This is a genomic window from Streptomyces sp. NPDC059900, assembly GCF_050270335.1.
In the GTDB taxonomy this organism is placed as follows: Bacteria; Actinomycetota; Actinomycetes; order Streptomycetales; family Streptomycetaceae; genus Streptomyces.
Genome location: NZ_JBNNJZ010000069.1, coordinates 1 through 21670, shown reverse-complemented (window position 1 = coordinate 21670; position 21670 = coordinate 1). Strand labels below are relative to the sequence as shown.

Below are 21670 nucleotides of genomic sequence, written 5' to 3'. Positions count from 1 at the left end.
TGGTGATCGAGTTTATACGGTTTCTTAACTTCACAAATTTCTGAAACCAGCGTACTTTCAGAAACATGACGAAGGCAATCACCGTCTCCGGACTGCACAAGTCGTTCGGACGGACGCACGCGCTCGACGGCCTCGACCTCGACGTCGAGACCGGCGAGGTCCACGGCTTCCTCGGCCCCAACGGCGCCGGCAAGTCCACGACCATCCGGGTCCTCCTCGGCCTGCTCCGCGCCGACTCCGGAGCCGCCCAGCTCCTCGGCGGTGACCCGTGGAGCGACGCCGTCGAACTGCACCGGCGGGTGGCCTACGTCCCCGGTGACGTCACCCTGTGGCGCAACCTCTCCGGCGGCGAGGTCATCGATCTCTACGGCAAGCTGCGCGGCGGCCTCGACGCCTCCCGCAGGGCCGACCTCATCGAGCGGTACGAACTCGACCCGACCAAGAAGGGGCGTACGTACTCCAAGGGCAACCGGCAGAAGGTCGCCCTGGTCGCCGCCTTCGCCTCGGACGTCGACGTGCTGATCCTCGACGAGCCGACCTCCGGGCTCGACCCGCTCATGGAGGAGGTCTTCCAGAGCTGCGTCGAGGAGGAGCGCGACCGGGGCCGCACCATCCTGCTCTCCTCGCACATCCTCAGCGAGGTGGAGACGCTCTGCGACCGCGTCAGCATCATCAGGAAGGGCAGGACCGTCGAGACGGGGTCCCTTGCCGACCTGCGCCATCTGACCCGCACCAGCGTCACCGCCGAACTGGCGAAGCCGCCGAACGGGCTCCGGGAGCTGCCGGGCGTCCACGACGTCGACGTATCCGGCAACCGCGTCAAGCTCCAGGTCGAGACCGACAAGCTGGACGCGGTGCTGCGTTCGCTCACCGACTCCGGAGTCCGCTCGCTCCTCTCCACGCCGCCCACGCTCGAAGAGCTCTTCCTGCGGCACTACCAGGACGACGTGCGGACCGACGAGACCGACGAGACCGACGAGATGGTGTCGCGATGACCGCCGTGACCATGGCGCGGTTCGGTACGCGCACCGGCGGCTCGCGCCAACTCGCCGGTACGGGAGCCCTGTTGAGGCTCGCCCTGCGGCGCGACCGCGTCATGCTGCCCGTCTGGGTGCTCATCGTCGCCGGGCTGGTCCTCGCCATGCCGGGCGCCCTGGAGCAGAGTTACGGGACGGCCGCCGAGCGGGCCGACGCCATGCGCTCGATGAACGCCAACTCCTCGATGCGGGCGCTGTACTCGCCGGTCTTCGGGGACTCCATCGGTGCGCTCTCCGCGTGGCGCATCGGCGTGTACGCCTCGATCCTCGCCGCCGCGATGAGCCTGATCATCGTCGTACGGCACACCCGCGACGAGGAGGAGACCGGGCGCCAGGAGATGCTCTCGGCCGCGATGGTGGGGCGGCGTGCGCCGCTGACCGCCGCGCTGCTCGCCGCCTTCACCGCGAACGCGGCCGTGGCGTTGCTCATCGCGGGCGGCATGGCCGGACACGGCTCCGGCGGGGCGCTGGCACTCGGGCTCGGTGTCGCGGGCACGGGCATGCTCTTCGCCACCATGGCGGCGATCGTCGCCCAGCTCACGGAGAGCGCACGCCTCGCCAAGGGGCTCACCTCCGGGGTGCTCGGCGCCGCGTACGTGCTCAAGGCCGCCGGTGACGCCGGGTCCGGGGGCGGCGAGTCCGTGCTGACCTGGCTCTCTCCGCTCGGGTGGGTGGAGAACCTGCGGGCCTTCGCCGGTGAGCGGTGGTGGGTGCTGCTCCTGGTCGGCGGCGCGATCCTGGCGCAGGGCGCCCTCGCCTACGACCTCGCGGGGCGGCGCGACGTCGGCATGAGCTTCCTGCCGACCCGGCCGGGGCCCGCCAAGGGCAGGCTCGCCACCGCGGGCGCCCTTGCCCGGCGGCTCCAGCGCGGCAGCGTGCTCGGCTGGGTGCTCGGCTTCCTGGTCTCCGGGGTCGTCTTCGGCGGGATGGCCGAAGGGGCCGCGGACATCGTCGGCGACAACCGCAACACCCGCGACATCATCGAGCGCATGGGCGGGCAGTCCGGCCTCACGGAGGCCTTCCTCTCCACCATGGTCGGCATGCTGGGCATGGTCGCCGCGCTGTACGTCGTCGCGTCGGTGCTGCGGCTGCACGGCGAGGAGACCTCGCAGCGGGCGGAGCCGGTCCTCGCGAACGCGGTGGGGCGGCTGCGGTGGGCCGCGGGGCATCTCGTGATCGCCTTCGGCGGTGCGCTGCTCCTGATGCTGGCGGGCGGGCTCGGGCTCGCCATCGGGTACGGGAAGGACTTCGGGCCCGTCATCGGGGCCTGCCTGGTGCAGGTGGCCGCGATCTGGGCGATCGGCGGGCTCGCGGTGCTCCTTGCGGGGGCCTTCCCGCGGGCGGCGGTCGCCGCCTGGGCGGTGGCCGGGGTCTGCCTCGCGATCGGCTGGATCGGCCCCGCGCTCGACCTTCCGCAGGTGGCGATGGACCTGTCTCCCTACGGGCACCTGCCGAAGCTGCCGGGCGGCGGCATGGAGTGGGCACCGGTGGCGGTACTCCTCGCCATCGCGGCGGCGCTGGTCGGCGCGGGCCTGGCGGGTTTGCGGCGCCGGGACATGACGACGTAGTCCCGCGGTCGCCCTGACCTACAGCCTTTCCCGCCCACCCGCCCGATGCCTCGCGGTCGACGGGCGGGCGGGGCGACCGGACCGGACGGGCGGGTCGGGGCTAGCGGGCCGGGCTCGTGCGCGACGGCGACCAGACCGGCGGGCGGGCGGGCGGAGGCGACCGGGCCGGGCTCGGGCCTGGCGGCGGGCGGCCGGGCTCGTGAGATCGGGCCGGCCGGGGTGCTCGGCGGGGTGGGAAGGGCGGGGGGCGTGAGCTGCCTGCCGTCGGGCGTGCGGCACCCCGGGTCCACGGGGGGATCCGGGGCGTCGCGTCGTCCCCGGGTTACCCCCGTGTAGTACCTGCGACGGACCCCGGGGAACCCCTCCCTGGCGGGACGACCCCCGCCGCGCGCCCCCGTACCTTCGTAAGCGTGAATGACGCGACCAAGACCGCCCCCAGCAACTCCCGCAGCCCGGAGTTCCGCCTGGCCATGGGTGCACTCGCAGGGCTCCGCCAGGACCTCTTCCGCGGTGCCTTCGTCTACCGTCCGCTGCCCCAGGCGCGTACGGACGGCCCGCTGGCCCGGCGCCTGCCCGGCCGGATACGCCCGTACGCCGGGTGGGCCCCGCACGCGGCGGTCGGGGTGGCGGCCTTCTTCGTCTTCCTCATCGGATACGCGGACGACGGCGGCGGCCTCGGCTACGTCCTCACCGCCCTCATCCCCGCCGCCGCCGTCGTCATGACCCTGCTCAGGCCCGTCGGCGCCTGGTGGATCCTGCTCGCGAGCACCCCCTTCTCCGGCGCCCTGGGCTACGCCTGGGACGACTACCCGTGGCGGGCCGGCGTCTTCCTCGCGAACATCGTCGTGATGACGGTGGTCACCCTGCGGACCCGGCCCCGCACCGCCGCGTGGATGTGGGTGGGCACCGCGATCTTCGGCATCGGCTCCGAGATCTTCCTGGGCCGTGGCTACGGCACCAACACCCCGGAGATGCTCTTCTTCTCCGCGCTCGCCCTGCTCGCCGCTTCCCTCGTGCACATCCGCCGCGAGGCCAGGCACGAGGTCAGCGTCCAGCGGACGGTCACCGAGATGGAGCGCGGCAAGCGCACGCTCCTGGAGGAGCGCACGACCATCGCCCGCGAGCTGCACGACGTCGTCGCCCACCACATGTCCGTGGTCGCCATCCAGGCGGAGGCCGCGCCCTACCGCGTCGAGAACCCGCCGCCCGAGCTGGAGCAGGCGTTCGTCACGATCCGCGAGAACGCCGTGGCCGCCCTCACGGAGCTGCGCCGCGTCCTCGGTGTCGTACGGGCCGAGGACTACGAGGCGCCGGACGCCCCGCAGCCCACCCTCGCCGACCTCGACCGGCTCATCGCGAACGTCGGCGAGACCGGCCTGACCGTCGAGAAGGTGATCACCGGCGCGGTCCGCGAACTCCCGCAGGGCGTCGAGCTCTCCGCGTACCGCATCGTCCAGGAGGCGCTGAGCAACACCCTGCGCCACGCCCCCGGCGCCACGGCCCGCGTCGAGGTCGGCTACGTCCTGGGCGGCCTGGGCCTGCGCATCGTCAACGGCCCGGCGACCGGCCTGGTCAAACCGTCCCCCGGAGCGGGCCACGGCCTGACCGGCATGCGCGAACGTGTCACGATGCTGGACGGCGAGATGACCACCGAGAACACCGAGGACGGCGGCTATGAAGTCACCGTCTTCCTGCCCGTCGCCACCGCGTCGGAGCCCACCGGAGGCCGGGAATGACGATCCGCGTACTGATCGCCGACGACCAGATGATGGTCCGCGAGGGCTTCTCCGTCCTGCTCAACGCGATGCCGGACTTCGAGGTCGTGGGCGAGGCGGTCAACGGCCGCGAGGCGGTCGAGCGCGTCCGCGAGCTCAATCCGGACGTCGTCCTGATGGACATCCGCATGCCCGAGCTGAACGGCATCGAGGCGACCCGCGAGATCGTCGCGGCGGACGTCGACTCGAAGGTCCTCGTCCTGACCACCTTCGACCTCGACGAGTACGTCTACCAGGCGCTGCGCGCGGGCGCGTCCGGCTTCCTCCTCAAGGACGCCTCCGCGCGCCAGCTCGCGGACGGCGTACGGGTGGTGGCGGCGGGCGAGGCCCTGCTCGCGCCCTCCGTGACGCGCCGCCTCATCACCGAGTTCTCCAAGCTCGGCGAGGCTCCGCGCCTCTCGGCGACGGTCCAGGCGCAGCAGTACGGCGAGCTCACCGAGCGCGAGACGGAGGTGCTCGTGCTCATCGCCCAGGGCCTGTCCAACGGGGAGATCGCCTCGCGCCTCGTGGTCGCCGAGTCCACGATCAAGACCCATGTGAGCCGCATCCTGGTGAAACTGGGCCTGCGGGACCGCACACAGGCCGCCGTCTTCGCGTACGAGGCAAGGCTGGTCACACCCGGCTGAGCGCCATTACCGTCGCTCCATGGATGCCACGAACGCCCCCTTCGCCCCCTGGGATCCGGAGTTCATCGCCGATCCGTACCCCGCCTACGCGCGACTGCGGGGCGCCGGGCGCGTGCATTACTTCGAGCCGACCGACCAGTGGCTCGTCCCCCATCACGCCGACGTGTCGGCGCTGCTGCGGGACCGGCGGCTCGGGCGGACCTATCTACACCGGTTCACGCACGAGGAGTTCGGGCGGCAGGCGCCGCCGCCGGAGCACGAGCCGTTCCACGTCCTGAACGACAACGGCATGCTCGACCTGGAGGCGCCGACCCACACCCGCATCCGGCGCCTGGTGTCGAAGGCGTTCACGCCGCGCACCGTGGAGCAACTGCGCTCGTATGTAGAGGAGTTGGCGGACCGGCTGGTACGGGATCTCGTCGCCGACGGGGGCGGAGATCTCGCCGCCCGCGTCGCCGAGCCGCTGCCGGTGGCCGTCATCGCGCAGATGCTGGGCGTCCCTGAGGGGGACCGGGACCAGCTGCGGCCCTGGTCGGCCGACATCTGCGGGATGTACGAACTGAACCCCTCCGAGGAGACCGCCGCGCGTGCGGTGAGCGCGTCCCTCGAATTCTCGGCGTACCTGCGCGAACTCATCGCCGTGCGGCGCGAGAAGCCCGGCGACGATCTGATCTCGGGGCTCATCGCCGCCCACGAGGACGGGGAGTCCCTGAGCGAGCAGGAGATGATCTCCACCTGCGTGCTGCTGCTCAACGCGGGGCACGAGGCGACGGTCAACGCCACCGTCAACGGCTGGCACGCCCTCTTTCGCAACCCGGACCAGCTGGCCGCCCTGCGCGCGGACCCCGGCGGCCTGCTGACCACCGCAGTGGAGGAGTTGATGCGGTACGACACCCCGCTCCAGCTCTTCGAGCGGTGGGTCCTGGACGACATCGAGATCGACGGCACCGTCATCCCGCGCGGCAGCGAGGTCGCGCTCCTCTTCGGCTCCGCCAACCACGACCCGGCCGTCTTCACCGCCCCCGCCGCACTGGACCTGGCCCGCGCCGAGAACCCCCACATCTCCTTCAGCGCGGGCATCCACTACTGCATCGGCGCACCTCTGGCCCGCATCGAACTGGCGGCTTCGCTGGGCGCGTTGCTCCGCCGGGCGCCCGCCCTGAAACTGGCCGCGGAGCCGGAACGGAAGCCGAACTTCGTGATCCGGGGGCTGCGGGAGCTGCTCGTGGAGGTCTGAGCCCCTGCCGCCCGCTCAGAACGCCAGCTGCGCGATCTCCTCCGCCACCACCGCGCACGCGTCCGCAGCCGGGTCGATCAGCGGGAAGTGCCCGACGTCCTCCAGGAGCGTGAGCCCGACGACCTCGCCCGCCTTCGCCGCCGCGTCGGCGTACGCCTCGGCCACCGCCTGGGGCACCACGATGTCGGTACGGCCCTGGACGACGGTCGTGGCGATGCCGGTGGGCAGCAGGGCCGCGGGGTCGGCGTGCGCCAGACGCTCGTCGACGTGCTCCTTGCCGCCGAGGAACTGGACCACCGCGTCCGAGCAGACGCCGAGCTCCTGCGCGACACGGAAGTCGGCGATGGGCGCGAGGGCGACGGCGCCCCGGAAGGGGGCAGGACGGTCGATGCGCCAGGGGGAGCCCTGGGGCAGTACGTGCCGGGCGGCGGCCCAGAGCGCGAGGTGCCCGCCCGCGGAGTGGCCCGTGACGACGGTGCGGCGGATGTCCGCCGCCGGCAGCAGGTCGCTGACCAGTGCGGGGAGCGCGTCGAAGGCGGCGGCCACGTCGTCGAACGTCTCGGGCCAGCTGCCCGCGGCCGGGCCGCCCCCCTGTGCGGGGATCGGGCTGCCCCTGCGGTACTCGACGTTGGCCACGGCGAAGCCCTGCCTGGCCAGGAAGTCCGCGAAGGGCGTGATGTGCCGCCGGTCGTACGGAGCGCGCCAGGCCCCGCCGTGCAGGAGGACCACCAGGGGCGCGCTGCCCCCGGTGCCGTTGCGGGGTTCGTAGAAGTCGACCACCTGGTCGGGGTGTTCGCCGTACGCCGCGATGGCGTCGGGCGTCACCGCGGGGTGCGAGAAGGCGGCTTCGGCCTCGGCGGCATCGCGGGCCACGGCGTCGGCGTCGTCCGGCATGCGACAACCTCTCTGCGGGTGCGTGGGGGTAATGGTCTCTTGATCTTCCCCTACCCCGCCCCTTCCCGGAACCGGCTGCGGGCGGGCCGGAATTCCGGCCCGCCCGTCCGGCGGCGTGATCGCTACCCCGCGGATCCGCCGAGCGTCCGCGCCAGGACGGCCGCCGCGCGCTCCGCATCGGCGAAGCCGACGTACAGCGGCGTGAAGCCGAAACGCAGTACGTCGGGCGCCCGGAAGTCACCGACAACGCCCTGCTCGATGAGCCGTCGCATCACGTCACCCGCGTCGGGACAGCGCAGGGCGACCTGGCTGCCGCGTTCCCCGTGCGCGGCCGGGGTGAGCACTTCGACGCGGCCCGCGGGGACGTAGGCCCGCACGCACTCGACGAAGAAGTCCGTCAGCGCGAGGGACTTGGCCCGTACCGCCTCGATCGACACGCCGTCCCAGGCGTCGAGCGCGGCGTCCAGGGCCAGCATCGACAGGATGTCGGGCGTACCGACCCGCCCCCGCAGCGCACCGTCCGCGGCCTCGAACTCCGGCCGCATCCCGAAGGGCTCGGCGTGCGAGTTCCAGCCGGGCAGCGGGGAGTCGAAGCGGGCCTGGAGATCCGCCCGTACGTAGATGTAGGCCGGTGAACCGGGACCCCCGTTCAGGTACTTGTAGGTGCACCCGACCGCGAGGTCCACGCCGTGCTCGTCGAGCCCCACGGGCAGCGCGCCCGCCGTGTGGCACAGGTCCCAGACCACGAGGGCGCCCGCGTCGTGCACGGCCGCCGTCAGGCCGGGCAGATCGTGCAGGCGCCCGGTGCGGTAGTCGGCGTGGTTGAGCAGGACGACCGCCGTACGCGGGCCGAGGACACCCGGCACCTCGCCCGGCGCGACCGCCACCAGACGGCACCCCGTCATGCGCGCGGCGGACTGCGCGATGTACCCGTCCGTGGGGAACGTCGTCACGTCAACCACGATCTCGTCGCGTCCCTCGTCCGAGTCACGGACCATGCGTACGGCGGCGACGAGCGCCTTGAAGATGTTCACGCTCGTCGAGTCGCCGACCACGATCTGGCCGGGCGCGGCGCCCACGAGAGGGGCGATGCGGTCGCCGATGCGCTCGGGGGCGGTCCACCAGCCGCTCTCGTCCCAGGAGCGGATGCGCAGTTGCCCCCACTGCCGTGTGATCACGTCTGCCACGCGGGCCTGGACGTTCGCGGGCAGGGCGCCCAGCGAGTTGCCGTCCAGATAGACGGTGTCGTCGAGGACGAACTCTTCGCGCTTCGCGCGGAGTTCGTCGTCCGCGTCTCTTTTCGCTGCTTCCGCCCGGAGGTCGCGCTCGCCGCCGTCGTGGGTTTTGCCCACCCGTCCCGCCGTGCGGGACGGCTGACCAAAACCAGCGCTGCCCTCAGACATGGCTCCTCGCAGTCCACAGCTCGGGGAAAACGTTCTTCGTCGCGCGCTTCTCCAGCCAGGCCACGCCCGCCGAACCGCCGGTGCCCGTCTTGGAGCCCATCGCGCGCCGGGTCGCCACGAGATGGTCGTTGCGCCAGCGCCACACCAGCTCGGCGACATCCGTCAACGCCTCGCCCAGGCGGGCGAGTTCGTCGCTCTCGTCGCCGGAGTAGAGGTCGGTCCACACCTTCTCGACCTCGGGCGACGGCTCGTACTTCTGCGTCAGGTCGCGTTGCAGGACGGCCGTCGGGACGGCGTGGCCGCGGCGGGCAAGCAGGGCGAGCACCTCGTCGTACAGGCTCGGCTCCTGGAGCGCCTTCTCCAGCTCCGCGTGGACACGCGGCGCGCCCCGGTGCGGCACCAGCATGGACGCGGACTTGTCGCCGAGCAGGAACTCCATGCGGCGGTACATCGCGGACTGGAATCCGGACCCCTCGCCGAGCGCGGAACGGTAGGAGTTGAACTGCGCGGGGGTCAGCTGGGCGAGCGGGCGCCAGGAGGCGTTCAGCGCCTCCAGCTCGCGCAGGCTGCGCTTGAGTGCGGACACGGCGACGGGGACGTCATCGCTGCGCAGGGCGCGCGACGCGGTCTCCCACTCGTGCACGATGACCGTGAACCACAGCTCCATCACCTGGGTGGTGACCAGGAAGACCATCTCGCCGGGGTCGTCCGAGCGCAGATGCTGGAGGTGCGTGAGGACATCCGCCTGGACGTAGTCCTCGTAAGGGGTGGTTCCTGCGAAGTCGAGGTTCGGGGTGTCCGCCTCTTGGGACATCGCGATCTCCTTGATACGTACTCCGGGTAGCGGTCCGCCCCTGCCGTTACCGACACGGGGGCCCCGGTCCCCACCGGCATCCTCCGCAACATCCCGGGAAACGGCAAGACCTGCCTGGTCACAGCGGCGTCCAGGCAGGTCACGTACGTCTTTGGGTGTTAACCCAGGGTGTCGGCGGCCGTCTCGGACGAGTCCCTCAGGAAGCCCGAGCAGCGCTCGTACTCCTCCTGCTCGCCGATCGCCTGCGCGGCGCGCGCCAGGCCGTGCAGGGCGCGCAGGAAGCCGCGGTTCGGCTCGTGCTCCCACGGCACCGGGCCGTGGCCCTTCCAGCCGGCCCGGCGCAGCGAGTCCAGGCCGCGGTGGTAGCCGGTACGGGCGTACGCGTACGACTCGACGACGCTGCCCCGCTCGAACGCCGCGTCCGCGAGCTGCGCCCAGGCGAGCGAGGAGGTCGGGTACTTCGCGGCGACGTCGGCGGGCGCCGCGCCGTTCGCCAGGAGCTCGCGCGGCTCCGGGTCGTCGGGCAGGTGGGTCGGGGGCGGTCCCCCGAGCAGATCCTTGTGAATGGCCATGGGTTCCAGTCTGCGCCATCGGGCGACGCGAAGGGCCCGCTACCCCCTCCCGGGAGGGGGTAGCGGGCCCTTCGGCGTGAACGGCGGTGCTTACTTCAGCTTCGTGCCCGTGGAGCGCAGGTTCGCGCAGGCCTCGGTGACGCGCGTGGCCATGCCCGCCTCGGCGGCCTTGCCCCAGGTGCGGGGGTCGTAGGTCTTCTTCGAGCCGACCTCGCCGTCGACCTTCAGGACGCCGTCGTAGTTCTTGAACATGTGGTCGGCGACGGGACGCGTGAAGGCGTACTGCGTGTCCGTGTCGAGGTTCATCTTCACGACGCCGTTCTCCAGGGCGGTCGCGATCTCCTCGGCGGTCGAGCCGGAGCCGCCGTGGAAGACGAAGTCGAACGGCTGCGAGCCCGCGGCCTTGCCGTGCTTGGCGGCGACGCCCTCCTGGAGGTCCTTGAGGAGCTCGGGGCGCAGGACGACGTTGCCGGGCTTGTAGACGCCGTGGACGTTGCCGAAGGACGCGGCCAGGAGGTAGCGGCCCTTCTCGCCCAGGCCGAGGGCCTCCGCCGTACGCAGCGCGTCGTCGACGGTGGTGTAGAGCTCGTCGTTGATCTCGTGCGTGACGCCGTCCTCCTCGCCGCCGGTCGGGGTGATCTCGACCTCGAGGATGATCTTCGCGGCGGCGGCCTTCGCGAGCAGCTCCTGGCCGATGGCCAGGTTGTCGGCGAGGGTCTCGGCGGAGCCGTCCCACATGTGCGACTGGAAGAGCGGGTTACGACCGGCCTTGACGCGCTCGGCGGAGACGTCGATCAGCGGACGGACGTACGTGTCCAGCTTGTCCTTGGGGCAGTGGTCGGTGTGCAGCGCGACGGTGATGTCGTACTTCGCGGCGACGATGTGCGCGAACTCGGCGAGGGCCACGGCGCCCGTCACCATGTCCTTGTTGTGCTGGCCGCCCAGGAACTCCGCACCACCGGTGGAGATCTGGATGATGCCGTCGCTCTCGGCCTCCGCGAAGCCGCGCAGTGCGGCGTGCAGCGTCTGCGAGGAGGTCACGTTGATGGCCGGGTAGGCGAACTTGCCTGCCTTCGCCCGGTCCAGCATCTCGGCGTAGACCTCGGGGGTTGCGATGGGCATGTGTCCGCTCCTTGTGATGTGCGGGTGTGTGCTTGGCCCTGACCTAAGGGGGCGACGTCATCGTCGCCCCCATCTTTCCAGATCCGCCGGGCGGCTCAGGCCGCCCGCCGAATACCGGATACGGCCCGGTTGTGGTCCGGCTCTAGTCCAGGCTGAGGTCGTCCTTGGAATACGCGAAGAGGTACGGCACCCCGGCGCCCTCGGTGATCTTCTCGCCCGCCCCGGTGGCGCGGTCCACGATGGTCGCGACGCCGACCACCTCGGCCCCGGCCTCGCGCACGGCCTCGACCGCGGTGAGCGGGGAGCCGCCGGTGGTGGAGGTGTCCTCGACGACGAGAACGCGGCGCCCCTTGATGTCCGGGCCCTCGACGCGGCGCTGCATGCCGTGCGCCTTGGCGGCCTTGCGCACGACGAAGGCGTCGAGGCCCTTGCCGCGCGCGGCGGCGGCGTGCAGCATCGCGCCGGCGACGGGGTCGGCGCCCATGGTGAGCCCGCCCACGGCGTCGAAGTCCAGGTCGGCGGTGAGGTCCAGCAGGACCTGGCCGACCAGGGGGGCGGCCTCGCCGTCGAGGGTGATGCGGCGCAGGTCGATGTAGTAATCGGCTTCGAGACCCGAGGAGAGGGTCACCTTGCCGTGCACCACGGCCTTGTCCTTGATCTGCTGCAGCAGGGCGCCACGTACGTCGTCAGTCATGCCTGTCAGCTTAAAGCCGCGTCCGGCGGCTCAGAGCCGCGTCCAGGTCCAGGTCGTCGACGCCTCCAGGGGGTCGATGGGGGTCACCAGGCGGGGCAGGGTGTTGAGCCCGTTCGGCGGCCCGGTCTGCGGCTCCACGCACACGGCGGCCTCCTGCTCGTCGTACACGACGACCCACGGCTCGCGGCTCTGCACCTTGAGCTCGATCTGCTGTGGCCAGGTGAGGGTGACGTCGACGCCGTCGGGCATCCCGAAGCAGTCGTCCCAGGGGCTCGGGAGGGGGGCGATGCGGTTGCCGGTGGGGAGGTGGTCGTCGCCGCGCTCCTCCTGCCAGGCGGGGTCGAAGTCGATGCGCACGTCCTCGCCGCTTCCCAGGTTGCGGTTGAACCAGGGGTGCCAGCCCGCCTGTGCGGGGAAGGAGTCGCCGTACGTCTCGATGCCGAGGGTAAGGGTGAGGGAGTCCTCGGTGAGGGCGAAGATCTGCGTGACGCGGCCTTCGCAGGGCCAGGGTGCGGTGAGGTCGTACGTGAACGCGGCCTCGGTCTTGGTGGCGCGGGCGGTGCGCCATGCGGCGTCCCTCGCGAAGCCGTGGATGGCGTGGGGCGGGGAATTGAGGGGCATCTGGTGGGTCGTGCCGCCGTTGCGGAACTTTCCCTCGCGGATGCGGCCGGCCCAGGGGGCCATGGGGAAGCAGCCGTAGCGCTCGCCCTGCCGCAGCAGCTCGATGCCGCCGATCCGAAGGCTCCCCACCCGGCAGCCGTTCCCCGGCCGCAGCTCGACTTCCGCGTCTCCCGCGGTCAGCGTCACGCTCTCTTCGCTACTCACGGGGTCGACCTTACGGGCACGGACTCGACGACTCCCGGGGCGACCGCGCCGGGAAGAGTTACCGCCTGCGGCGCAACGCCCGCCCCGCGACGATCGCCGAGGCCACCACCACCGCGGCCGCGGGCGCCGCCCACCGCAGGGTGGCCCGGGACGACAGGGACTCCGTCGCGGGAGCCGGGGCGTACCGCCCCCGGGGCGGCGCGTGGTCGACCTCCTCCGCGCTCCGCCCGATCATCGTCCGCCGGGCGTGCGCGGCCTCCGCGGGCGGCGCCAGGATGTCCTCGACGTCGACCCCGTCGTCGGAGTCGGCGTCGAAGGCCGAGGCGGGCACCTCCGTCTCGAAGACTGACGCGGGCTCGATGGGTTCCACGGGCTGCACGGGCTCCACGGACTCGATGACCACGGGATCGGGCCCTGGCTCCGGCTCCGGTTCAGGCGCGGCCCCGCGTCCGAGCCCCTCGCCGAACCGCTCCAGAAGCCTGCGCACCGCGTTCTCCACAGCCTGTGGAGAACTTTCGGCGACCCGCCCCTCGCCCGCGCCCGTCCCGGCGAAAACGAGCCGGGTACCGCTGCCGTCCTCGGCGGGATCGAGCCGCACCGTCAGGGAGAGCTTCACGGAGCCGCCGCCCCGCACCTCCACGCCCTCGCCCTCGATGGCGAAGGCTCCGTCGCCCCGCGCGGCGACCCGCGCCGCACCGCGGTACGTGATGGTGTGACCGCCGACCCGCACCTTGAGCCGGCCGGAGAGCGGACGGGCGGACTCGTCAGCGTCGCGCTGGAGTCCGGGCACCGCCCCTGCGACCTGCTCGGGGTCGCTCAGCACCTGCTGAAGACGGTCTGCGGGAACCGGAACGAACACCTCATGCTCCATGGCAGTCGAGCCTACCCACGTGGCCGAGAACATGTACGTCAGTTCGTCAGTTCGCGTACCGCGGGTGTACCAGCGTGGAGGGGTCAAGACCTTGCACCCGCGTCCGTTCGGCGGACATGACGCCCGCGGGCGGCGGCGCCGCCGCCCGGCGCTGGTCGAGGACCGGGCGGGGCCGGGGCGATCCGGCCGCGAGCACGAAGCCCCAGTCGGTGGAGCTGCCCTCCACGCGGTACGCCTCGGTCAGCAGCCCAGCCGCCCGCAGCGTCGCCTCCACCGTCCAGAAGACGCGGGGCCTGTCGGCGACGGGTCCGGCGTGCACGGCGAGCCGGCCGCCCACGGCAAGGGCCCGCCGCGCGAGGCCGTAGAACTCCTGGGAGTAGAGCTTGGCGCTCGCCGTACCCACGGGGTCCGGCAGATCGGAGATCACCACGTCGTACGTACGAGGGGGCGAGCGCAGCCAGCGGAACGCGTCGGCGTGCACCACCCGCACCCTGGGGTCGCGGTACACCTGTCCGTTCAGCTCGCTCAGCGCCGGATCGCGGCGCGCCAACCGCACGACGCCGGGGTCGAGTTCGACGACGTCCACCCGCCGCACCCCCGGATGCCGCAGCACCTCGCGCGCCGCGAGGCCGTCTCCGCCGCCCAGGACCAGCACGCGCGCGTGCCGGCCGCCGTTCATCGCGGGGCCGACGAGCGCCCGGTGGTAGCGGCGCCCGTCCCGGCCACTGACGCGCAGGTGTCCGTCCACGTAGAGGTCGAGCGATTTGTTCCTGCCGCCGGTGAGGACCACTTCCTGGATGTCGGTGTGCACGGCGATCCGTACGTCCTTGCCGTAGACGGCACGCCGCGCCGCCGCCTCGAAGTCGCCGACGAGCACGGCGGCCGAGGCGAGCAGGCCTAGCACCGTGACGTTCGCGACGAGCAGCGCCCAGCGGCCGCGCACGCTCAGGTCGTGCCGGAAGAGGCCGAAGACGAGCGCCCCGCCCGCGACCGCGTTGACCGCGCCGGTGATCAGCGCTCCGTTCAGCTGGCCGAGCAGGGGAAGCAGCAGGAAGGGGAAGGCGAGGCCGCCGACCAGCGCGCCCACGTAGTCGGCGGCGAACAGGTCGGAGACGGCGCCGCTGGGGTCCTGCCGCTTGATCCGCTGGATGAGCACCATGAGGAGCGGGACCTCGGCGCCGATGAGCAGGCCGATGGCGAGCGAGAACGCGACGAGCAGATACCGCGACCCGCCCTCCCAGACCTCGCCCTTGTCGCCGGTCCAGGCGAACGCGGCGTACAACGCCATGGCGCTCAGTCCGCCGACGAGCGCGAGCGCCGACTCCACCAGGCCGAACCCGGCGGCGGCCCGGCAGCGCAGGCGCTTGGCCAGCAGGGAGCCGATGCCCATGGCGAAGACCATCACCGAGAGGACCACCGACGCCTGTGTGACGGAGTCCCCGATCAAGTACGAGGCGAGGGCGACGAGTTCCAGTTCGTACACGAGACCGCAGGCCGCGCAGATGAAGACGCCCGCCAGGACGAGCAACCGTCCCGTCCTGGGTGTCACGGGTAAAGGTGTTGACGGCTCGATCACCTTGGGAACGCTACGTCACCGAACCCATACGTCCGGTCACCCACAAGGGTGCATCGCGGGTACCCTCACCCCTAGGCGGGTACGGGTCGCGACGAGTTGTCCGTCCTGCGGATAGGCATGCCAGGTGCGCCACTGCACCGCACCTTCGTGCCGCTGCGCCAGCATCGCGGTGAACGCGTGCGGGCTGCCGGGGAAGACCCCGGCCAGGCCGTGCGGATGCTCGGCCACCAGGGCGAGCAGTTCTTGTGCGCGGCCCGCGAACTGGCCGCGCGAGAGGGTCTCGACCCGCGCGGCGAACTCGTACTCCCAGTCGCCGAGGCGCTTGGAGACGCCGAGCGGCAGCGGCGTACTGCTGCCGGGGATGCAGGCGACGGTTTCGGAGCAGGTGCCCTGTTCCTCTTCGAGCAGGACCTGGTGCGAGGCCCCGAGGAGGCGCAACTCCATCCTGGCGTCGGCGAGTTGCAGTTCGAGTGTGGCGAGCGCGGGCAGCGGCTCACGCCCCAGGGTCCAGGCGAGGTCTGCGGCGCACGTGTCGGTATAGACAGTCTTCAGGGTCGTGAGCATGGGTCGGCTCCGCTAACACGCAATGGAAGTGGTGCCGGCGCACCCGGTCGTCGGCGACCGGGAGGTCGGAATGCCGGCTCGTACCCACGAGACGTCCCTGTTGTCCAAGTAGTCCGTTTCGAGGGCGGCGCTGACGGTTAAGAGGGAATCATGGACTGCTGCACTGCCACAGCGTTTTTACCCAACTTCGGAGGGTTTCCACCCCCGCGGGGGCTGCACAGTTCAACTGTTCAATGACTCAACGACGAAGTGCCCGGCACGAGTTGCCTCACACCGGGCACTTCAAACAATGGACGGACCAGCTGCCCCGTGTCAGCTGCCTCCGCCACCGCCACATCCGCCGCCGCCACCGCCGCCACAGGAGGAGCCGCCGCCACAGGACGACCCTCCCCCGCAGGAGCTGCCGCCGCCGCTGTCACCGCCGCCGGCCCACCAACCACCACTGCCAGAACCCAACTGGCCGGAGGAGCCTGAGTACGTTCCGCCGCCGCTTCCGCGACCTGCGTACACAGCGAGTCCGATAACCAGAGCCACCGCAACAATCACGAAGACCAAGATCATGACCTTCACGCCCCTTTCCGTTCCCCCGAAGCAGGCCCCCCGTGGGTCCGCGTTCTTCCGTGTTGTTCTTGTTGCACTTGCGTGAAAGGGGAATGCCCTCGTGGCCGTCGGCCCAAAGCAGAGTTGAGCAACTCCAGAGGTTCGGCGCAGGATGGCGGTCATGACCTCCACTTCCGGGAGCGGGCGCCCGCTGCTCAATCGCCGCCTTGCCGAGTTCGGCACGACCATTTTCGCCGAGATGTCCGCCCTCGCGCTGAAAACGGGCGCCATCAACCTCGGTCAGGGCTTCCCCGACACGGACGGTCCCGAGGAGATCCGCGAGGCCGCGGTGCGCGCCCTGCGCGACGGGCGCGGCAACCAGTACCCGCCGGGCCCCGGCATCCCCGAGCTCCGCGCGGCCGTCGCCGCGCACCAGCAGCACCGGTACGGCCTCGCGTACGACCCCGACCGCGAGGTCCTGGTGACGGCGGGCGCCACCGAGGCGATCGCGGCCTCGCTGCTCGCCCTGGTCGAGCCCGGCGACGAGGTCATCGCCCTGGAGCCGTACTACGACTCGTACGCGGCCTCGATCGCCCTGGCCGGCGGCAAGCGGGTCCCCGTGACGCTGCGCCCGGACGCCGCCGCGGGACGCTTCCGCCTCGATCTGGACGAGCTGCGCGACGCGATCACGCCGCACACCCGGCTGCTGCTCCTCAACACCCCGCACAACCCGACCGGCACGGTCCTCACCCGCGCCGAGCTCACCGAGATCGCGAAGCTCGCGGTCGAGCGCGACCTGCTCGTGGTCACGGACGAGGTCTACGAGCACCTGGTCTTCGACGACGGCGAGGGCACGGAGCACATCCCCCTCGCCTCGTTCCCCGGCATGCGCGAGCGCACGGTGACGATCGGCTCCGCGGGCAAGACGTTCTCGTTCACCGGCTGGAAGGTCGGCTGGATCACGTCCACGCCGGAGCTGGTGACGGCGGTCCGCTCGGCGAAGCAGTTCCTCACGTACGTCTCCTCGGGGCCGTTCCAGTACGCGATCGCGGAGGCCCTGGCCCTGCCCGACTCGTACTTCGCGTCCTTCCGCGATGACATGCGCGCCAAGCGGGACCTCCTGAGCGAGGGTCTGCGGGCGGCGGGCTTCGGCGTCTACCGTCCGGCCGGCACGTACTTCGTCACCACCGATATCAGCGCCCTGGGAGAGTCCGACGGCTTCGCCTTCTGCCGGGCCCTGCCCGAGCGCATCGGCGTGGTCGCCGTCCCGAACGCGGTCTTCTACGACCACCGGGATGCCGGGGCGCCGTTCGTGCGCTTCGCGTTCTGCAAGAAGGACGAGGTCCTCGCGGAGGCCGTCTCGCGCCTCAAGTCGCTGTAGCGGCGGACGCGACGAAGGCCGCGGCACGACGAAAGCCCGGCCGGATCTCCCCGACCGGGCTTTCGCGCTGTCGTACCGACGTCTGCCTAGGCCTCGTCGTCGGGCTTCGCGTCGCCCTCGGTGCCGTCGACCTCGGCCTCAAGGCCGAGCTGCTCGACGAGCCACTTGTCGAACTCGATCGCGGCCCGCACCCAGCTGACCGTCGACGACACGAAGTGCTCAAGGGAGACACCGGTGCCGATCAGCATCTGCGCCTCGCCGATGAGGCGGACGGTGCCGTCGTCGTGGGTGTGCGTGTAGACCTTCGGCCACAGGGTGCGGCGGTTCCAGTCGTCGATCGCCTCGAGGAGCTGCTGCTTCTCCTCGATGCCGTGCGCGCGGTCGTAGAACGTCCGCACCGAGAAGACCTGCTGGTCGCCCTCGCCACGGAACATGAAGTACGTGCGGAACTCCTCCCACGGCGCCGCGAGGTCACCCTCGTCGTCGACGACGTGCTTGAGCTCCATCTGGTCCAGGAGCTGCTTGACCAGGTCCTGGTCGGGGATGACGGGGCCCGCCGGTCCATCGCCCTGCTGCGGTTCGGGCTGTCCCCCGAAATTCGGAATCGAGGACGGGTCGATGCTCACGTGCTTAGTCCCTTCGTACGGATTCCGCCATCCTGCCCCATGTCGGGCGGGGGCCCGCAACCCCCGCCCCCGATGTGACCGGGTTATGCCGTCCCGAAGCCCCTCACAGGGTCTTTCCGGTGGCATTTCCCGCGGTATTTCCCGTGGCGTTTCCGGCCGCCGGACCGACGATCAGATCGTCCCCGAAGGTGTCCACGCGGACCGTGTCGCCGTCCTTCACCTCTCCCGAGAGGATCTCCTTGGCGAGGCGGTCGCCGATCGACGTCTGGATGAGGCGCCGCAGCGGCCGCGCGCCGTACGCCGGGTCGTTGCCCTCCTCCGCCAGCCAGGCCAGCGCCTCGGGCGAGACGTCCAGCGTGAGCCGCCGCTCGGCGAGCCTCTTCGCGAGGCGGTCGATCTGCAGCTTCGCGATGTGCGCGAGCTCGTCCTTGTCGAGCGCGGAGAAGACCACGAGGTCGTCGAGCCGGTTCAGGAACTCCGGCTTGAACGAGGCCCGTACGACGTCCAGGACCTGCTGCTTCTTCTCCTCGGGCGAGGTCGTCGGCTCGACGAGGTACTGGCTGCCGAGGTTGGACGTCAGGACAAGGATGGTGTTGCGGAAGTCCACCGTCCGCCCCTGCCCGTCGGTCAGGCGCCCGTCGTCGAGCACCTGGAGCAGTACGTCGAAGACCTCCGGATGCGCCTTCTCGACCTCGTCGAGGAGCACCACGCTGTACGGGCGCCTGCGCACGGCCTCGGTGAGCTGACCGCCCTCCTCGTACCCGACGTAGCCGGGCGGGGCGCCGACGAGGCGGGACACGCTGTGCTTCTCGCCGTACTCGCTCATGTCGATGCGGACCATGGCGCGCTCGTCGTCGAAGAGGAAGTCCGCGAGTGCCTTCGCCAGCTCGGTCTTGCCGACGCCGGTCGGGCCCAGGAACAGGAAGGACCCGGTGGGCCGGTCGGGGTCGGCGATCCCGGCGCGCGTGCGGCGCACCGCGTCCGACACCGCCTGCACGGCCTCGGTCTGGCCGATGAGCCGCTTGCCCAGCTCCTCCTCCATGCGCAGGAGCTTCTGCGTCTCGCCCTCCAGGAGGCGTCCGGCGGGGATGCCGGTCCAGGCTCCGACCACGTCCGCGATGTCGTCGGGGCCGACCTCCTCCTTCACCATGGTGTCCTTGGAGACCTCTTCCTCGGCCTCGGAAGCGACCTCCAGGTCGTGTTCGAGCGTGGGGATCTCGCCGTAGAGCAGCTTGCTCGCGGTGTCGAAGTCGCCGTCGCGCTGGGCGCGCTCGGCCTGGCCGCGCAGTTCGTCGAGCTTCTCCTTCAGCTCACCGACGCGGTTGAGAGACTGCTTCTCCTTCTCCCAGCGTGCGTTGAGCCCGCGCAGCTCCTCCTCCTTGTCGGCGAGGTCGCGCCGCAGCCGCTCCAGGCGCTCCTTGCTCGCCGGGTCGGTCTCCTTGCTGAGCGCCAGCTCCTCCATCTTCAGGCGGTCGACGGAGCGCTGGAGCTCGTCGATCTCCAGGGGGGACGAGTCGATCTCCATGCGCAGCCGGGACGCGGCCTCGTCCACCAGGTCGATGGCCTTGTCGGGCAGGAAACGCGAGGTGATGTACCGGTCGGAGAGCGCGGCGGCGGCGACGAGCGCGCTGTCGGCGATCTGGACCTTGTGGTGGGCTTCGTAGCGCCCCTTGAGCCCGCGGAGGATCGCGATGGAGTCCTCGACGGTCGGCTCGTCGACCAGGACCTGCTGGAAGCGGCGCTCCAGGGCGGGGTCCTTCTCGATCCGCTCCCGGTATTCGTCGAGGGTGGTCGCGCCGACCATCCGCAGCTCGCCGCGGGCGAGCATGGGCTTGAGCATGTTGCCGGCGTCCATGGCGGAGTCGCCGCCGGCCCCGGCGCCCACGACGGTGTGCAGCTCATCGATGAAGGTGATGATCTGGCCGTCGCTCTCCTTGATCTCGGAGAGGACGGTCTTGAGCCGCTCCTCGAACTCGCCGCGGTACTTCGCACCCGCGACCATGGCCCCCAGGTCGAGCGAGACGAGCCGCTTGTTCTTGAGGGACTCCGGGACGTCGCCCTTCACGATGCGCTGGGCGAGCCCTTCGACGACGGCGGTCTTGCCGACGCCGGGTTCGCCGATGAGGACGGGGTTGTTCTTCGTGCGCCGGGACAGGACCTGCACCACGCGGCGGATCTCCTGATCACGCCCGATGACGGGGTCGAGCTTGCCGTCCCTGGCGGCAGCGGTGAAGTCGGTGCCGAACTTCTCCAGGGCCTTGTACTGGCCCTCCGGGTCCGGTGTGGTCACCCGGCGTCCTCCCCTTGCCTTCTCGAACGCGTCGAGCAACTTCTTGGCGCTTGCCCCGTTCTTGCTCAGGACCTCGCCCGCCGTACCGCCCTTCGCGGCGATGCCGATCAGCAGATGCTCGGTGGAGAGGTAATCATCGCCCAGCTCCTTCGCGCGCTGCGAGGCGTCGGCGATGACCGCGAGCAGATCGCGATTGGGCTGCGGCGGCGCGACGGTCGACCCGGTGACGCTGGGCAGTGCGCCCAGGGCCCGCTCGGCGTCGGCGCGGACGGCGGCCTGGTCGGCCTCGACCGCGGCGAGCAGGTCGGTGATGTTCTCGTTGTCCTGCCCCTCCAGCAGGGCGAGCAGCAGATGCGCGGGGGTCAGGTCGGCATGGCCTTCCTGTACGGCCCGGCTGCTGGCCGCGTTGATCGCGTCCCGGCTCCTGTTGGTCAGCTCGGCGTCCACGTGAGTCGTCTCCTCCTTGCGATCCGTATGACCCGGTGGCACGGGTGACCCGGCCCACCTGCTTTAAACAGCGTACATAAAGTTGAGTCTATTCCGCTCAAGGGAAGTGCGGGGTGCCGTGAGCCGGGGTCGGGGCCGGCCGCCCGGCGGTTTAGGTTCGGTCCATGGCCATCGACCCGCACCACCCGACGCCCGCCTACCTCAGCTTCTGGCGTGAGCGGCATCTGTGCACGCTGACGACACCGCGCCCCGACGGCACCCCGCACGTCGTGCCGGTCTGCGTGACGTACGACCCCGAGGCGGGTGTGGCCCGCGTACTGGCGAGCAGGTCGAGCAGGAAGGTCAGGAACGTCCTCGCGGCGATGGCGGCGGGGGCGGCGGGCGACGGGGCGGCGGCAACTGGGGCGTCCGGGTCGGCCGCCGGGGCGCGGGTGGCGGTCTGCCAGGTGGACGGGGCCCGCTGGGCGACGCTGGAGGGGATCGCGCGCGTGCGCACGGAGGCGGCCGAGGTCGCGGAGGGCGAGCGGCGCTACGAGGAGCGGTACGGGAAGCCGCCGAGGGTGAATCCGAACCGGGCGGTCATCGAGATCTCGCTGACGCGGGCGATGGGCTCACGTGGGCTGAGGCCGGGCGAGGCGTAGCCGGGAGCCGGGGCGCACCCCGAGAGTGCCGGGCACACACCACAGCGGCGCCACCCGGATCAGGTGAACCGGGGCGGCCCTGCGGGGCGGAGAAACAGCGCGATTTAAAACCAAAGTGGCGGAAAAACAACACCGAGCCCAGCCCAAAGGTTGACATCGAGAATCGC

19 protein-coding genes are annotated in these 21670 nt (G+C 71.2%); 7 read left to right on the top strand and 12 right to left on the bottom strand.

All coding sequences use genetic code 11. The annotated features are described in order from the left end of the window. The first annotated feature begins 65 nt into the window (after positions 1-65). The 5 genes from ACQKIP_RS13325 to ACQKIP_RS13305 all read left to right on the top strand — a co-directional run bounded on the left by ACQKIP_RS13325 (position 66) and on the right by ACQKIP_RS13305 (position 6243). Positions 66-995 (top strand): ABC transporter ATP-binding protein, encoded by a 930-nt coding sequence (locus tag ACQKIP_RS13325; protein WP_365859067.1) that lies wholly within the window; start codon positions 66-68, stop codon positions 993-995. Further along, positions 992-2605 (top strand): ABC transporter permease, encoded by a 1614-nt coding sequence (locus ACQKIP_RS13320; protein WP_365859069.1) that lies wholly within the window; start codon positions 992-994, stop codon positions 2603-2605. The genes ACQKIP_RS13325 and ACQKIP_RS13320 overlap by 4 nt, the downstream gene beginning before the upstream one ends. A gap of 470 nt (positions 2606-3075) precedes the next feature. Beyond that, complete coding sequence (locus ACQKIP_RS13315; RefSeq protein WP_365859435.1) at positions 3076-4341, top strand: histidine kinase; 1266 nt, start codon at positions 3076-3078, stop codon at positions 4339-4341. Next, positions 4338-5006 carry a response regulator transcription factor gene (locus ACQKIP_RS13310; RefSeq protein WP_365859071.1) on the top strand — a complete coding sequence of 223 codons (669 nt, stop codon included), beginning with the start codon at positions 4338-4340 and terminating at the stop codon, positions 5004-5006. The genes ACQKIP_RS13315 and ACQKIP_RS13310 overlap by 4 nt, the downstream gene beginning before the upstream one ends. A 19-nt stretch (positions 5007-5025) precedes the next feature. Further along, positions 5026-6243, top strand: a complete 1218-nt coding sequence (locus ACQKIP_RS13305) for a cytochrome P450 (RefSeq protein ID WP_365859073.1) — start codon at positions 5026-5028, stop codon at positions 6241-6243. A 15-nt stretch (positions 6244-6258) separates the two neighbouring features. Here ACQKIP_RS13305 and ACQKIP_RS13300 read toward each other — a convergent pair whose 3' ends face one another. From ACQKIP_RS13300 to ACQKIP_RS13255, 10 genes are all read right to left on the bottom strand, one after another. After that, a complete protein-coding gene (locus ACQKIP_RS13300; protein WP_365859075.1) occupies positions 6259-7137 on the bottom strand; it encodes an alpha/beta hydrolase family protein in 879 nt (292 codons plus the stop codon). A 122-nt stretch (positions 7138-7259) separates the two neighbouring features. Next, positions 7260-8540, bottom strand: coding sequence for a kynureninase (kynU, locus tag ACQKIP_RS13295; protein ID WP_365859077.1), 1281 nt, complete (start codon positions 8538-8540; stop codon positions 7260-7262). After that, positions 8533-9354 (bottom strand): tryptophan 2,3-dioxygenase family protein, encoded by an 822-nt coding sequence (locus ACQKIP_RS13290; protein WP_365859079.1) that lies wholly within the window; start codon positions 9352-9354, stop codon positions 8533-8535. Before ACQKIP_RS13290 ends, kynU begins: the two co-directional genes overlap by 8 nt. Before the next feature lie 158 nt (positions 9355-9512). Then, a complete protein-coding gene (locus ACQKIP_RS13285; protein WP_365859081.1) occupies positions 9513-9926 on the bottom strand; it encodes a DUF3151 domain-containing protein in 414 nt (137 codons plus the stop codon). A gap of 90 nt (positions 9927-10016) precedes the next feature. After that, positions 10017-11048 (bottom strand): class II fructose-bisphosphate aldolase, encoded by a 1032-nt coding sequence (gene fbaA, locus ACQKIP_RS13280; RefSeq protein WP_363310191.1) that lies wholly within the window; start codon positions 11046-11048, stop codon positions 10017-10019. Positions 11049-11190: 142 nt separating this feature from the next. Next, positions 11191-11742, bottom strand: a complete 552-nt coding sequence (gene pyrE / locus ACQKIP_RS13275; RefSeq protein ID WP_365859084.1) for an orotate phosphoribosyltransferase — start codon at positions 11740-11742, stop codon at positions 11191-11193. A 30-nt stretch (positions 11743-11772) separates the two neighbouring features. Next, positions 11773-12567 (bottom strand): aldose 1-epimerase, encoded by a 795-nt coding sequence (locus ACQKIP_RS13270; protein ID WP_365859086.1) that lies wholly within the window; start codon positions 12565-12567, stop codon positions 11773-11775. Between the two features lie 58 nt (positions 12568-12625). Continuing rightward, positions 12626-13438 (bottom strand): SRPBCC domain-containing protein, encoded by an 813-nt coding sequence (locus tag ACQKIP_RS13265; protein ID WP_365859088.1) that lies wholly within the window; start codon positions 13436-13438, stop codon positions 12626-12628. A 46-nt stretch (positions 13439-13484) separates the two neighbouring features. After that, positions 13485-14987 (bottom strand): polyamine aminopropyltransferase, encoded by a 1503-nt coding sequence (locus ACQKIP_RS13260; protein ID WP_365859090.1) that lies wholly within the window; start codon positions 14985-14987, stop codon positions 13485-13487. A gap of 63 nt (positions 14988-15050) precedes the next feature. Next, positions 15051-15578, bottom strand: a complete 528-nt coding sequence (locus ACQKIP_RS13255) for a DUF2617 family protein (protein WP_365859092.1) — start codon at positions 15576-15578, stop codon at positions 15051-15053. A 721-nt stretch (positions 15579-16299) separates the two neighbouring features. Here ACQKIP_RS13255 and ACQKIP_RS13250 point away from each other — a divergent pair. Beyond that, complete coding sequence (locus ACQKIP_RS13250) at positions 16300-17499, top strand: pyridoxal phosphate-dependent aminotransferase (protein ID WP_365859094.1); 1200 nt, start codon at positions 16300-16302, stop codon at positions 17497-17499. A gap of 86 nt (positions 17500-17585) precedes the next feature. On the opposite strand, the gene ACQKIP_RS13245 is transcribed toward ACQKIP_RS13250, so the two are convergent. After that, the gene (locus ACQKIP_RS13245; protein ID WP_365859096.1) at positions 17586-18125 is read right to left on the bottom strand and encodes a YbjN domain-containing protein; all 540 of its coding nucleotides are present in this window, start codon (positions 18123-18125) and stop codon (positions 17586-17588) included. 103 nt (positions 18126-18228) lie between these two features. Then, positions 18229-20862 carry an ATP-dependent chaperone ClpB gene (gene clpB, locus ACQKIP_RS13240; RefSeq protein WP_365859098.1) on the bottom strand — a complete coding sequence of 878 codons (2634 nt, stop codon included), beginning with the start codon at positions 20860-20862 and terminating at the stop codon, positions 18229-18231. A gap of 164 nt (positions 20863-21026) precedes the next feature. On the opposite strand from clpB, the gene ACQKIP_RS13235 reads away from it, so the two are divergent. Further along, entirely contained in the window at positions 21027-21503 is a 477-nt protein-coding gene (locus ACQKIP_RS13235; protein ID WP_365859100.1) for a pyridoxamine 5'-phosphate oxidase family protein, read from the top strand. Positions 21504-21670: the final 167 nt, after the last annotated feature.